The sequence below is a fragment of the Paenibacillus sp. S28 genome (genome assembly GCF_016624415.1).
In the GTDB taxonomy this organism is placed as follows: domain Bacteria; phylum Bacillota; class Bacilli; order Paenibacillales; family Paenibacillaceae; genus Paenibacillus_AQ; species Paenibacillus_AQ favisporus.
Window position 1 is genome coordinate 1 of record NZ_JACVTM010000008.1, and the last position, 13,765, is coordinate 13,765.

Annotated in this window: 10 protein-coding genes; 5 read left to right on the forward strand and 5 right to left on the reverse strand. The window is 48.6% G+C overall.

Annotated features, from left to right (window positions below; all coding sequences use genetic code 11):
- Positions 1–280: 280 nt before the first annotated feature.
- The 3 genes from IAE55_RS19400 (at position 281) to IAE55_RS19410 (ending at position 4,893) form a co-directional block, all read left to right on the forward strand.
- Positions 281–1,951, forward strand: a complete 1,671-nt coding sequence (locus IAE55_RS19400; protein ID WP_325168667.1) for an ABC transporter substrate-binding protein — start codon at positions 281–283, stop codon at positions 1,949–1,951.
- 109 nt (positions 1,952–2,060) lie between these two features.
- A complete protein-coding gene (locus tag IAE55_RS19405) occupies positions 2,061–3,974 on the forward strand; it encodes a DUF5711 family protein (protein WP_200633617.1) in 1,914 nt (637 codons plus the stop codon).
- 19 nt (positions 3,975–3,993) lie between these two features.
- Positions 3,994–4,893 (forward strand): carbohydrate ABC transporter permease, encoded by a 900-nt coding sequence (locus tag IAE55_RS19410; RefSeq protein WP_200633618.1) that lies wholly within the window; start codon positions 3,994–3,996, stop codon positions 4,891–4,893.
- A gap of 132 nt (positions 4,894–5,025) precedes the next feature.
- On the opposite strand, the gene IAE55_RS19415 is transcribed toward IAE55_RS19410, so the two are convergent.
- From IAE55_RS19415 to IAE55_RS19425, 3 genes are all read right to left on the reverse strand, one after another.
- On the reverse strand, positions 5,026–5,502 hold the full coding sequence (locus IAE55_RS19415; RefSeq protein ID WP_200633619.1) for a MarR family transcriptional regulator: 477 nt from the start codon (positions 5,500–5,502) through the stop codon (positions 5,026–5,028).
- Positions 5,503–5,690: 188 nt separating this feature from the next.
- A complete protein-coding gene (locus IAE55_RS19420; RefSeq protein WP_200633620.1) occupies positions 5,691–6,740 on the reverse strand; it encodes a flavin-containing monooxygenase in 1,050 nt (349 codons plus the stop codon).
- Positions 6,741–6,970: 230 nt separating this feature from the next.
- The gene (locus tag IAE55_RS19425) at positions 6,971–9,628 is read right to left on the reverse strand and encodes a DUF4855 domain-containing protein (protein WP_145156509.1); all 2,658 of its coding nucleotides are present in this window, start codon (positions 9,626–9,628) and stop codon (positions 6,971–6,973) included.
- A gap of 406 nt (positions 9,629–10,034) precedes the next feature.
- Here IAE55_RS19425 and IAE55_RS19430 point away from each other — a divergent pair, with 406 nt between their 5' ends.
- Positions 10,035–10,502 (forward strand): DinB family protein, encoded by a 468-nt coding sequence (locus IAE55_RS19430; RefSeq protein WP_145156510.1) that lies wholly within the window; start codon positions 10,035–10,037, stop codon positions 10,500–10,502.
- 88 nt (positions 10,503–10,590) lie between these two features.
- Here the strand turns inward: IAE55_RS19430 and sigJ are convergent, their stop codons facing one another.
- Together sigJ and IAE55_RS19440 are read right to left on the reverse strand one after the other, a co-directional pair.
- Positions 10,591–11,454, reverse strand: a complete 864-nt coding sequence (gene sigJ / locus IAE55_RS19435; RefSeq protein ID WP_200633621.1) for an RNA polymerase sigma factor SigJ — start codon at positions 11,452–11,454, stop codon at positions 10,591–10,593.
- Between the two features lie 68 nt (positions 11,455–11,522).
- Positions 11,523–12,188: an NAD(P)H-dependent oxidoreductase gene (locus IAE55_RS19440; RefSeq protein WP_234489703.1), complete on the reverse strand. Its 666-nt coding sequence runs from the start codon at positions 12,186–12,188 to the stop codon at positions 11,523–11,525.
- 223 nt (positions 12,189–12,411) lie between these two features.
- Here IAE55_RS19440 and IAE55_RS19445 point away from each other — a divergent pair, with 223 nt between their 5' ends.
- Positions 12,412–13,194, forward strand: a complete 783-nt coding sequence (locus IAE55_RS19445; protein ID WP_200633622.1) for a class I SAM-dependent methyltransferase — start codon at positions 12,412–12,414, stop codon at positions 13,192–13,194.
- The last annotated feature ends 571 nt before the right edge of the window (positions 13,195–13,765 follow it).

Consider the following 13,765-nt stretch of genomic DNA (forward strand, 5'->3'; position numbering starts at 1 on the left):
CTTTAAACGCGGTCTGTCTTCTTTGAAGGTACGTCGATGACGTTTTTCTTAAGATAGAAGAACATGTTCCCCGGTAATGTATCATCCTTATCCCGCCAGCAAAACTTCGGCTTTCCTCATAAAAACTATTGCAATAGGCAAACTCCTACAGTATACTTTGTTTATTAAAGTATACAAAATTTAAAACGTATACTTAGAGCTGAAGCGTATTCGTTCAAGTTTATTGCAATTGAAAGCGCTTCATATCATTCATGACCATTCGAAAATAGGGGAGATCAATGTGAACAAAAGGAAGGGATTCATCGTTCTCTTGAGTATTGTGATGCTTTTGGCTTTATTGTCAGCATGCACCAAAGCAGCTCCCACACCACCAGACAATTCAGGCACCGCAGAATCCAATCCAACGGGTGAGGATCAGGGTAAGGAAGATGCCGGGAAGGATCCGGCCGCGTCGCAGCTGACAGGAAATATTAACATTTCCTTGCCGAATGCATCGGCGTCAGTATGGAATGCGGTAGCCGAAGCGTATATGAAGAAAAATCCGGGAGTGAAGGTCAAAGTCGACAACAAGCCGGCGGAAGGCTACAAGGAATGGCTGACGGCTCAATTTGCAGCAGGTGTGCCGGATGTTGACCTGGTTACGAATAACGAAGTCGGTGGCCTAGTTAACAGTAAAAAATTTATGGACTTTTACCCTTATTTCGATAAGGTCAATCCTTATACGAACCAGCCTTGGCAGGACACCCTGGATCTGAAAGCGATGGGCATTAACCTCGAAGGTATTGGAGCCGAAGACCATTTGTACAACCTGAACTTTGAATCCGTACAGATCGTATGGGTGTACAACAAGGAGATTTTCCAGAAAGTCGGCATTACCGAAGCTCCCAAAACGTTTAACGAGATGATCGATGCTTTCAATAAAATAAAAAAGGCCGGATATACACCGCTGGCGCTCGGCGGAGACTCCAAGTCGATGTGGAGCGGCCAGGCGGGATGGCTGGTGCGGATCTATGCCGATCAGTACATGCGCGATTACATTAACATCATCAGGTCCCAAGAGCAGGACTATACTTACGTCCCTGAGCTCGACGAACAATGGAAATACGATCTGACAGATCCGTATAACGATTCCAACAGTAAGGTGACCAAAAACGAAATGCGGCTGTGGAAAGCTGTTAAAGACAAAGAAGGTCCCTTCAAAATTGCCGGCAATCCCCAGTGGAAGGCTTACTCGGAAAATCTGAAAAAACTGTTCGATTATGTGCCGGACGGATTTTTCGGAGTGAAAGAGGACCAGGCTTACAATCTGTTCCTGACGGGAAAAGCGGCGACGATGTTAGGTACGCCGGCCTCCTACTGGCAGCTCCCTAAAGATTTCGCGGATGAGGAAAAAACGGGTGCCACAGGAGGCGTGAAGCCTTTCGAATACGGATTCTTCAACATGCCTTCCATGGAAGGACCTGAGGTGATGGCACCGGCCCGTACGATCCAGATTCCGATCGGATTCTACGGTTTCGTCAATAAAGACGCGAAGCAAAATGAACTGAACGTGGATTTCATGATGTACCTGACGAGTCCGGAAGGCTACGCCGTATATTTGGATGCGATCCAGAAGAGTGACGACGCTTCCCTCTCAGGTGCACCGGCCATTAAAGGCATTACGCTCCCGGATGAGATGGCGGAGGCATTCGCCGACTTCAAGCCGATTGGAAATACCGAAGGCTATACCAGCGCCGCGAACAATCTGGCTCGCGGAATGTGGGATTACCAGCCGTCCGTGCAGGATTGGGTAGGGCTCGTACAGCGGTACTTCAGCGGTAAGCTGACAACGGATCAATATTTGGAGCAGCTGCAGGCGAATATCGATAAATATATGGAACCTGCTATGAAAGAAGCCAAGAAAGAACTCTCCGACTTGGATCACCCCGAGCGGCGTCCGCCGCAGCGTTAATCACTTTTTCACACAGGTCTGCACATGCATTTGCATGTGCAGACCACGTATGATGACCCGAGGAAAACAGGCAATTCGTAAGGATGACGGATAAAAAGGGAGGTTCATCATGAGGAAAGCCCCATGGATATTTCTTGCACTGGTCCTGCTTCTAGGGCTTGTCCCGGGCGCAGCACTTGCCAAAGACCATTGGTCCATTGAAGGAGCGGGGAATATCACCTCCCTCTCCGTATCAGCGGATGGGAGCCGTGTGGCCGTTGGGGGTCATAATGCGAAGGCATTTCTTTACGATTCCGAAGGCAATCCCATCTTTGAGGTTGAGGCCGGAAATGTCGTTACAGGGGTAGCACTTCTGAGTAACGGCACCTTTCTGGTTTCATCGGATGACAGGCATCTGTATGCGTATGACGAGACAGGAGGTCAGCTGTGGGATTCGGATCTGAAGCGGCAGGTCAAAAGCTTGGCCGCATCGCAGGACGGGTCCACCATCGTTCTCGTTACCCAGCGCAGCAAAGATCTGGTCATTGTGGATCAAAATAGCGGAGAACAGACAGGCAGCATTCCCATCGGTTCCCTGTTGAAGGAAGTGAGCGTATCGGGCAGCGGACAGTGGATCGTTGCCGCAACAAGCGACCAATTCGCCTATCTCCTGGACAAGGATGGCAGCCTGCTGTATAAATTCAGCGCAGATAATCAAATCCAGGCGGTGGCCGTTTCGGAGAATGGCCTGGCTGCTGTGGGTACGGCTTCCAATAAGGTGGAATTGTTTGATCAGAACGGGAGCGTTAACAGCTCAATTAACACGAGGGACATCGTGACCGATGTCTCCTTCTCAAGCGATGGGGAACGGATCGGCGTCTCGGATTTATCCGGTAACTACTATATTTTCGACGGGCACGGAAAGCAGCTGTGGGAGTCAAAGATCACTGGGGAAGGCCGGGGCGTTCAATTTGACCGGGAGGGCAAGACGCTGTATTCGGGCACCAATGACGGAAGGATTTTTAAGTACGATGTAGGCAGTGTCATCGATCAAGCGGCAAGCAAGGCACGCCTAAACGCTATGTTATGGGCTGCAGCCGGTGTCTTGGCGGTCGTCCTTATTCTGCTGTACTTGCATTACCTGAAGAAGCGCAACCGGCTGGTTATTTTCCGCCAGATATGGAAAAGCAAATATATTTACCTGGGCTTGGCACCGACCTTTATCCTGGTGTTCGTCTTTCTCTATTACCCGGCTTTTTCGGGCTTATTCCATTCCTTATATGACTGGCAGCCAGGGGGCAGGACCACCTTTGTCGGCTTGGCCAATTTTGAACGAATGATTCATGATCCTTATGTCATTAAGGGGATGGGCAACCTGCTCATTCTGATCATCACCGGTTTGATCAAAGCGATTATCCCTGCACTCATTACCGCTGAACTCATATTCCATCTACGCAGTAAACGTCTGCAATACGGCTTTCGGACGGCATTTACCGCATCGATGGTTATTCCGGGTGTGGCCCTATTGTTGATTTGGCAAAACCTGTATGATCCGAACGTGGGTCTGATCAATAACGTCTTAGAACTGATCGGGCTTGGTTCCTGGGCGCATGGTTGGCTTGGTGACCCTAATACCGCCTTGTGGGCTATTATTTTTATCGGGTTTCCGTTTATCGGCATCCTGCAGCTGCTGGTGTTTTACGCAGGTCTGCTGTCCATTCCGAACGAGCTGATCGAGTCCGCAAAAATGGATGGGGCCAATCTTTGGCGGATTATCCGTTCCATTCATTTGCCGCTGCTGGGCGGTCAATTCAAGTTTCTGATCATTTTAACCCTCATTGGCATTATTCAGGATTTTAACGGCATCATGATCGTTACGGGCGGCGGTCCCATGGACTCGACTTATGTACCCGCACTGCAGATGTATTATGCCGCCACCAAGTTTAACGATCTCGGGTATGCCTCGGCGCTCGGTGTAAGCATGTTCCTGGCGATCCTTGCGATTACGGTTGTGAACATGAAGCTTATTAAAACAGAAGATTAAGGAAGGAGGAGAGGCATCGATGTATACCCAAACGGATACAGCGGCAGAAAGCGTTGGCCCCGTGAAAAAGCTCAGAAAAAACGAAGGTTGGCTCATTAAGGTTCTCAGTTTCCCTCAGATCACCATCATCGTGCTGCTGTGCGTGCTGGTCATCCTGATGCTGGTGCCGATTCTGTTCATGATCGTCAGCTCCTTAAAAAGCAATGCGCAAATTCTCGGCAATTTCTGGGGACTGCCTTCTCCGGCCAAATGGAATAATTACGGCGCTGCGTTCACCAGTATTTGGCGATATATGGTGAATTCCATCTTGTATGCGGTCGGAGCCAGTGCTAGTGTCATTCTGCTCTCTTCCATTTCAGGATATATATTCGCCAAAAAAAGCTTTCCCGGTAAAGAACTGCTGTTTATGATGATGCTGGCAATGATGATGATTCCGGGTGTGTTAACGCTGATTCCTTCGTACGTCCTGTATAATAACCTGGGACTAACGAATACACCTTGGGTGATCATTATTGCCGGTGCAGCCGGCGGGCAAATCTTCGGAACCTTTTTGTGCAGGAGTTTTATGTCCGGCATCCCCAGCGAGCTGTTTGAAGCGGCCCGGATGGATGGAGCATCGGAGATTCGTGTATTTTTTCAAATCGTCATCCCGCTGTCGCTGCCGATCCTGGCCACCTTGTTCATTATGCAGGCTGTTGGCGTGTACAATGATTACATTTGGCCGCTGCTTACGATCAGGGACAGCAGTCTTCAGGTGGTTGCTGTTGGCCTTACCGTCTTTACAAAGCAGTTCGGCATCACCGATATGGGAACGCAGTTTTCGGCATACGCCATTTCCTCGATCCCGTTAATTTTGATTTTCTCTTTCGGCATGAAATATTACATTCAGGGCATGACGCAAGGGGCTTTGAAAATGTAGCGTGTGAGATGAATCGTTTGATCAATGTAGCGCTCTCGGCGCTGTGCTCACTTCATCGAGTAACAAAAAAGCAGCCGGCGGCTACCGGTTGCTTTTGATTTTGGTTTTGGTTTCTTTGGCCGGTGGTACGTGTCAGCGATAGAAGTCAACCATGTCTGCAAACAGGCGCTTGATCAAATCAAGCTCGGCATCGCTGTACCTTCCCAAAAACTCGTACATTCTTTGCCTTTCCATCATATGGAGCTCATCATGCGCAGCAAACAGCTTTTTGCCGGCAGGAGTTAACCGAAAGTACACTTCCTTTTTGTTATCATTGAGCTGGGCTTTCCGCACCCAACCGGCTTTAAGTAATTTGTTCGCGATCTTGGAGGTGTTCCCTTTGCTCAAATTCATCTTTTCCGCGATGGAAGTGACATTGATCGGCTCCTGCTCCCCGATGCACGCAATGGTGTGCAGTTCTGTCATGTTCAAACTGAATTCGGCACCGATGTGCTTCCGGATATCTTCAAGATAGGTTGCGGATATTCGGGATTCGTATTCTTCTTTTTGCTGAAGAAACTGAATAAAAAATTCATGAATTGCGGCTTTGCTTTTATCTGCAGTGTCCATGGTTCATGCTGGCTCCTCGACTCATTTTTTTTAGTATATCATAAATAGTTTCCTGAGAAATAATTACGCATACTTCTAGGCAAGGATGACACGTCAAGGGTGGCCGGTACAAGGGAAGCTGGTTTCAGACTTTTGTTTGCGAGCGAAAAAAAGAAGTGCTAAACCTAGATAAGTCCCGGCGAGAAGAGTTAAATTGACTTTAAATCATTATTTATGTATTCGGCGATACGTCTGGCATCCTGCTGTACCCACCCCAAAAGAGCAGACCCTCTGCAGGACAGCCACGGTAGACCGATAAAATATAGGCCAGGAATATTAGAAATACCTTTGAACTGGGTAATTTCTTGATGTTCATTAAACAGATGATTGATTTTGATCCAGGAGAAATCCGGCCGGAACCCGGTTGCCCAAATGATATTGTCAGCCTCAACATGTTGGTCGTCCGCAAAAAATACAGTACGTGACTCCGCGCTGACTGCCCTCGGGAATAACTTGATTTTCCCTTCTTGTAATCGTTGTTTTAATTGGAATCCATAGATTTGTTCAGGTTGTTGGCGTAACCACTCCCCGCGTTTGGTGTGATTTCCTGCCTGTAAAAAACCCAATTTGTCGTAATACCAAAAAATACTCTTTCCCAATATGTACAGAGGTTTAAAATGGAGCTGGTTTGATGCGGATAAATAGACATCAAAGTTATTAGACAGTTCTACTGCAATTTGTGCACCTGAATTTCCTGCTCCCACGACCAACACGCTTCCTGGTTTAAGCTGGCCGGGATTCCGGTATGCGGAAGAATGAAGCTGAGTCGTATCATTGGAAATGGATTGGCTGATGGCTGGAACATACGGTTTATGAAAAGGCCCTGTAGCCACGATTACATTTTTGGATTGAATCGTTCCTCGGATTGTCTCCACCTCAAATCCCCTTGGGATGGAGGTTAACGACTTGACTTCCGTATCCAATTGAATCGGAAAATCAAAGGTTAAAGCGTATTCCGATAAGTATGCGGCAACCTCATCTTTTGTAGGAAGGCCCTTTGGATCTCCAGGCAGATCAAGACCAGGTAAACGGCTGTAATTCCTGGGTGTGAATAATTGTAAGGAGTCGTATCTGTTGCGCCAGGAATCGCCTAAAGCTTTGGCTTTATCGATTAACATAAATGGTATTTCTTTTTGCTTTAAGAAGTAGGCAGCTGCAAGACCAGCCTGTCCGGTACCAATAATCAAGACATCCAGCATAGAAACTCCCCCATGAAAATTAATTTTTATTATATAATACATGATCATTTGTTCATATGTAAATGAAATGATTTGAATCTTCGCTTGAAAGCCAAGTCCAGATATATGGAAAAAGGTGGGATTATACCGATGGAAAGCAAGCAAGAAAGAAGACTACCGGTTAAACGGCAGTCTTCTTCTAACAAGGACTATATGGATGACAAGAGGAGAGTTATCTTATACCAAAGTTCTTACTCCCTTGACTGCGAGAGATTATAGATCCCAAACTCATAAAAGGAATATCCATAATCGGTGGCTCTTTCAATCCCCTGAAATTTAACGTATCTGGCTGTAACGGGAGCGAAATGGACCGTTTCTTTGCCATCATGGGCCGCAATGATGCCATCATTGTCCTGGATCACGCTGCTCCAGTTCTGCTGGTCGTCAGAGACAAGGATTTTGTAAGTTTTGGCGCGGGCGAATTCCCACTCGATGCGGACCGTATCGAATGCTTTGGTTTCGCCTAGATCGACCTGGAACCAGCTGTCATTCACGTAGCTGCTAGCCCATCTTGTCGAAGAAAACCCATCGACGGCATATTTCGGCGCCAAGGTCGAAACGGAGCCTTCGACGGAAGAGGCGGTTGCGGTTTTATTTTCCGCCAGGTTACCGGCAAGATCATACACCTCTTCTTTCAGCGAAGCATAAGCCGTATCCGAAACGATACGATCCGCATACAGTTGATTCAGCTTTGCATTGAAACCTTTGAGGAATTTGTCAAACTGCGCCGCATTCTTTCCTTCAAAACGCTTCATCTGGTCCAGCTGTGCGTTCAACGAGCGGGGAGCCCCGGGCGTCGTGAACTGCTTTTGCTCGGCGAAGAGATTCACATGAGCTTTCATCGTGTCAGCGGAAGATGCCGCCCGGATCGTGTAAGCCGTCGTTTTGGATTTGGCAGCCGCCACGGTAATGGCCAGTTGATGCTTACCTGGCATTCCCTTCAGATCAATCGGCGTTCCAGGGGCGTAGGGTTTGCCGTCGAAAGTGGCCGTAACCCTCGTCAAACCGCTGTCGTCACCGTCACGGACTTCCCATGTGAATGCTACTGTTTCGGTATCCGGTACGACCACATCGCCTTGTAACATTTGTCCGTTGATAAATACGTCTGCTTCAGGTGGTGTACTGTTTTGAATGTCGTATGTTCCGTTCAAGTATTGATACAGCCAGTCATACATGAGACGCAGGCCGGGATCTTTGCTCACCGCCAAATTATAAACCGCATTATTTCCCTGGTAATAAGCTCTGAATCCCTTTTGCATCAAGCCGGTTGCGGCGCCGCTGTTCAAGTAATCGATATAACGCTCACGGAATACGCCATCCTGCAGCATCCGGTCATCAAATTCGACTTCATTCGACATTCCGTACCGCTTTGCAGTATCTGCGGCATCTTCCAACCGGTCTTGATCCATACCGCCAAAGAAATAGTTCGGTTGAAGCGCCGCGGCATCAAATCCTACGTCTTTCCACACATAACTTTTATAAGCCAAAGAGTGGGGGATCCAGAAAAATTTCAGATTCATGTCATGGACCTTGCCGCTCACGGCTTTAATCAAGCCGGGTCCCGTTTCGCTTGTGCTGATTTGTTCTTCCAGCCAGTACATGCCGACGAGCTCCAGGTTGGAATAATTCGCGGCCTGCCATCTTTGCCGTACCTGATCCAGCCACCACTGAACCGCTTTTTTTCTGTTTTCGAGGGCTTTCTCTTGTCCGACGACAGAGGCATTAAAGCTTAACGATTCCCCTGATCCGTCCACATCGCCAAAATCGTTTAAAGATTCCCCTGGATTCGGAATCATGAGCACAACCTTCTCTTTATAATCAGGTTGGTTCAGCTTGGACCCGACTTCCTTGGTCGCCTCATTCAACTGCTGCATATCTCCCGCAGCCGCAAAGGTTTTGTCCAAATACCAGGTCCAGTCCCCCAGATTTGTTTGCCCAAGACCGAAATCCCGGCCGGCAGGGGAAGCAAGCCCGAGATATAATACACCGTCAAAAAGCCAGTCGGCAGGTTCCCCGTTCTGATCCACGTAACTGATGTTCGGGATGATCCGTTCCTTGGTCCAGTCCCCCAAACCATCCGCATACTGTCCGTTATACAGCAGATTCAGATTCCGGATCCCGCCCGTAGCGTCGCCCGGCTCCAAAAAATGAGGCTGCTCAGCGGGAACCTTTACCGCTCCGTCAATCTTTCCGTCCATGCCCATAATTTCAATTTCGTCAATGTATTCCCATAGGGTAGGATGCATCGTGAAAATGACTTTTACATAGCGGGCATAAGCCAGCTTGCCGTCCGCGCTTCCGCCTTGGATTCCGTCCCGGCTGCCATCCCACGCAAACGTTTCCTGCCTTGGCGGTCCTTCTCCCCAGAGCAGTTGGGTGGCGTTATGGGAGAGAAGGCCCCAATTCTCCTTATCGTCCGAGACATACATCGATACTGTCAAAGGTACGAGGATGGAGTTGGCAGGGTAATCCTGAAAAAAATGGGCGGTTATTTTTCCGATCGACTTTTCCTCACCCAAATCAAACACGACTTCACGCGCTTTGCCCCGAACATGTCCTACCCAGGCCGGGTCCTTCATATCCAATTGTCCATATTTCCCATCTGTAAGCTTATTCCCGGCATCAGGATGCGACGGATCCGGGGCTTCAGACCATTCATAAGGGAGTCCAAGGGCAAGATTACGGAGCTCCGGCTGCACCTCATCTAGTGGTGACGCTGGATCTTCCGCCGGGGAAATCCCTTTTGCCTGTATCGTCGGAACCAGCTCGCTCGCTTGGGCCGCGGGAACCAGCGACACCATCATGACTGCAGCCATTGCAACCGCAGCCCATCTCTTATACCAACTCATTAAGTTCAGCTCCTTTTCTCGGGTTAAGAAACCGCTTTCAAATTTTGGTCAGCATTTTCTTCGAATCAAACTTTCCGTCACCCCCTCACTGCGATTCGATCTGACAGGTGTAAGTCATGGAGACACCCTTCCGCATGTTTGATGGTAAATGGGGCCATATAGGCAAGGCAAGCAACATTTTTTGATGCGTTCGCAATATTTTCATAACACTGGAGGGAGGGGATTTAAAGACTCATTTATGCGATTCTGAGTTCATTGGCCCGAATGAATAAACCGCGTTTTATGAGATAATCATCGCTATGTCATCCGAACTGAGCATAGAAGGAAATGGGTCCAGGCTGGCGAACTCCTCAGATAACCTGAATTTTGATAAGGAAAATTATGGTGTGAGGGGGCGTTTAAGGAAATGAAAACGATTCGCAGCATGTACGAACAGCTCTATTGGGCCGACAAGCGCATACTGGATGCGCTGGAAGCTGGCGGGGAGGGGGAATCCGAAGCCGAAGCGCTCCGGCTGCTAAGTCATACTCTGCGTGCGGAGCAGGTGTGGTTCACCCGGCTGCAGGGACAGGACAGCAACCACCTGCCGCTTTGGCCAAACGACAGTCTGGATGAGTGTAAACGTCTTGCGCAAGAGATGCGGGAAGCCTTCAGCGCATATCTCGCCGAGCTAACCGACGAACGTCTGGACGATGTGATTACTTACAGCAACCAGTACGGGAGATCGTATCGGACATCCGTTCAAGACATTTTGACTCATCTTGCGCTGCATGGCCAGTATCACAGGGGGCAAATCAACATGAAGCTTCGCACAGCCGGCATGGAGCCGGTCAACGTGGATTATATTACATTTGTGCGGCAGCAGGGACAGTAACCCCCCCGTTCTCACTCAAATGAAAAAGTCATAACCACAGATTGTGGCTATGACTTTTTTTTGGATGACCGGTGCTCCAGTTCGTACGCTAGAAGATATGCCCCAGCTTGTCGGGGTTTCGAACAATATAGATGTTGTGGATCTTCCCATCTTCGAAGTGAAAGAGCAGCACTCCATTGACCGCGCTGTCTTCCGAACGCAGCAGTATGGCAGCTTCTCCATTGACTTGCCCCATATCGACAGTCGTTCCTTCTCCAAACATGGCTGCTTTGCGCATGCCGCCGAGAAGGTAACGCCCGACCCGTTCACGGGAGACAACCGGATGGACCGTTGCAACCACTTTGCCGCCACCGTCGGCAACCAGCACGACATCTTGGTCCAGCAGCGATAAAAGCTGATCCATGTTCCCTTTCTTGAGGGCTCCCATAAATCCATGAACCCATTGCTGGCTCTCAGGGTGGATCTGAACGGGCTCGTCGGTTACCCGTCCCATCTTTGCGCTCGCACGGCTGAACAGTTTCCGGCAGCTCACTTCGCTTTTTTCCATAAGCTCGGCGATCTCGTTGTAATTGAAGCCCAGCGCTTCGCGCAGGATGAACACGGCACGCTCGGAGGTCGTCAGATTTTCCAGCAGAACAAGCATTCCATAAGAGAGGAGATCATCCCTTTCCAATGCTTCCGTTGAATCGTCGTTTAACATGAGAAAGGGCTCGGGAAGCCATTCCCCGTAATATTCTTCCCTTTGTTTTCGTGCCGATTTCATCATATCTTTACAGTGGTTCGTGACCATTTTGCACAAAAAAGCCTTGGGCTGTGTTAAACGTTCCCGTGGGATATCATGTACCTTCACAAAAACATCCTGCACGGCGTCTTCCGCATCGGAAACCGAACCTGTCAATTGATAAGCAAGCTTGAATAACAGCTTCTTGTACTGCTTGTAAAGATCCTGCATCCGACTTGCTCCTTCCGCAGCTGATTTTCTATTTTCACCTTAAAGGAATCAGGGCTTTTACACAACCTTTACCGCCACTCGACGATCTCATCGAGGCGCTGCCTTGCTTTTGGACGTTTGGGGTCCTCTTGCCGGTATCCGAAAGCAACCATACAGGACACGCCGAAATCGCCGTCACCGATAATACCTTCGTTTTGTAAAATAGAGGTCACCTGCTTTTTATCAAATCCTTCGATGGGACTGGAATCAATGCCGATTTGAGCCGCGGCTGTCATCATGTTGGCCAGTGCGATATACGTTTGTTTGCATGCCCATTCAAACAGGAGACGGTCATTATTTTCGAGCTCCGTTTCGATGAAGGTTTTATAGAACCCGGAAACCCGCTGCACTACTTCTTCAGGCATATGCTGGATGTCTTTCAGCATTTTCATGACATGAGCCGAATCATGCCTTAAGCCTTGTCTGGCCAAAATCACAACAAAATGGCTCGCCGTAGGCAGTTGTCCTAGGGCTCCGCCCGTGACAGGTTTTAACTTTTCGCGGAGCGCCGCATCCTGAATCACGACGAACTTCCAAGGCTCAAGGCCAACCGAACTCGGAGACAATCTTCCTGCCTCCAAAATAAAGTGGAAGTCTTCATCCGGGATTTTTTGGCTGCTATCAAATACATGGCAAGCATGTCTGAATTGAAAAGCATTTAAAATTTCTTCTTTTTTATTCACCGCTGCGATCATATGGGATCAACCTTCTTTCGTGGGTTTACACATATAACGAGGTAAGGCTGGCATTTGTGACCGCTGCTCAAACACGACTCTTGGTTCATTTACAATGCGGAAGTACTGTGTTAAATTTAATCGTGTATCAACAAATGAAATCTAGTTTCATCTTGTGAAACATATTAGTGGCTATTGTATAAAAATGATTTGGATGATGAGGATGGAATAAGGGAGGAATATGATGGATGAGTCGATGAAGAACCAGGTAAAGCAGCAGTTTTCCCGGAATGCGGATAAGTACGTGACGAGCGCAATCCATGCCAATGGCGAGGATCTGGCCTGGCTCGTGTCCTGTGCCAAAGCAAACGCAAATATGAATGTGCTTGATATCGCAACAGGGGGAGGGCATGTAGCCAATGCGCTTGCCCCGCTAGTTCGGCATGTAACGGCTTGCGATTTGACCCGTGAAATGCTGGCGGCAGCAGAACGCTTTATCGGCGGCAACGGACACACGAATGTAAGTTACATAACGGGAGACGCAGAGCAGCTGCCTTTTGAAGATGAATCCTTCGATCTGGTGACCTGCCGAATCGCCGCGCATCATTTCACAGATGTTCCGGCTTTTGCCGCTGAGGCTCTGCGGGTTGCCAAACTTGGAGGGAAACTGCTCTTCATAGACAACGTAGCTCCCGAGCAGGACCCTTTGGATCAATTTTATAATGATATCGAAAAGTTACGGGACCCGAGCCATGTCCGGGCATGGAAGAAATCGGAGTGGATTCATTTGCTCGAAAGCACCGGCTTCCGCATCGAGATGGCCGTCTGCTTCCCGAAACCGTTCCGGTTTCAGGATTGGTGCGAGCGGGCAGGGCTTCCGCAAGCGGAAAGAGATGCTTTGGAGAACAAGATGCTGCAGTCTGCAGAAGGCATGCGCAGGTTTTTCTCGATATTTTCTGATGAAAACGGCAGGCTTTCCAGCTTTTCCGGAGAATCCGTCTATATTCAGGCTGTCCGGGTGGAGTAACAGACGGGCTCCTGCCGCTGGGCGGCTGCCACGCCTTAACTTATCGATAACGGATGGGTCGGCCGCCATTCCGTTTCCCACTTGAACTGGGAACCAGGTGACGGCCGAAATATTGATCCTGAACTTAAGACAGAGATTCTGAGGAGGTTGCTGATCTGAAAGGAGTCGTTCAAAATGTTCTTATAGGAGCTGCAGTATTTGTTGTAGGATTAATCGTTATTTTACTTCTTACAAGCTCTGATATGGATGCAGAACTGACCTATTATGCGGCGATTGCTTACGCCCTTTTGTAATTAGCAAGCGTTATATCCGTTTGTACCGCGGTTGTCATTAGAAAGATCAATTCAATAAAGAAAAAAGAATCTGATTCATCTAAGGGGTTATGACGAGCAGCAATTAAGAACGCCGGGAATGATAAAAATGTACATCATCAGGCAGGAAATGGCGAAAAAACGGATAAATGATGTAATAGCGCACATAAAATGAATTGGATCGTTATTACCGCTGACAACGCAGCGTTAATTGGTTTTAGAAGAATACGCCGCAGCACGGAAGGGTCATGCAAAGAGGC

Excerpts from the sequence above, each read along its gene's own strand:
- IAE55_RS19405 (WP_200633617.1), top strand. The coding sequence starts at position 2,061 with ATGAGGAAAGCCCCATGGATATTTCTTGCACTGGTCCTGCTTCTAGGG.
- IAE55_RS19410 (WP_200633618.1), top strand. The coding sequence starts at position 3,994 with ATGTATACCCAAACGGATACAGCGGCAGAAAGCGTTGGCCCCGTGAAA.
- IAE55_RS19415 (WP_200633619.1), bottom strand. The coding sequence starts at position 5,502 with ATGGACACTGCAGATAAAAGCAAAGCCGCAATTCATGAATTTTTTATT.
- IAE55_RS19420 (WP_200633620.1), bottom strand. The coding sequence starts at position 6,740 with ATGCTGGATGTCTTGATTATTGGTACCGGACAGGCTGGTCTTGCAGCT.
- IAE55_RS19425 (WP_145156509.1), bottom strand. The coding sequence starts at position 9,628 with ATGAGTTGGTATAAGAGATGGGCTGCGGTTGCAATGGCTGCAGTCATG.
- IAE55_RS19430 (WP_145156510.1), top strand. The coding sequence starts at position 10,035 with ATGAAAACGATTCGCAGCATGTACGAACAGCTCTATTGGGCCGACAAG.
- sigJ (WP_200633621.1), bottom strand. The coding sequence starts at position 11,454 with ATGCAGGATCTTTACAAGCAGTACAAGAAGCTGTTATTCAAGCTTGCT.
- IAE55_RS19440 (WP_234489703.1), bottom strand. The coding sequence starts at position 12,188 with ATGATCGCAGCGGTGAATAAAAAAGAAGAAATTTTAAATGCTTTTCAA.
- IAE55_RS19445 (WP_200633622.1), top strand. The coding sequence starts at position 12,412 with ATGGATGAGTCGATGAAGAACCAGGTAAAGCAGCAGTTTTCCCGGAAT.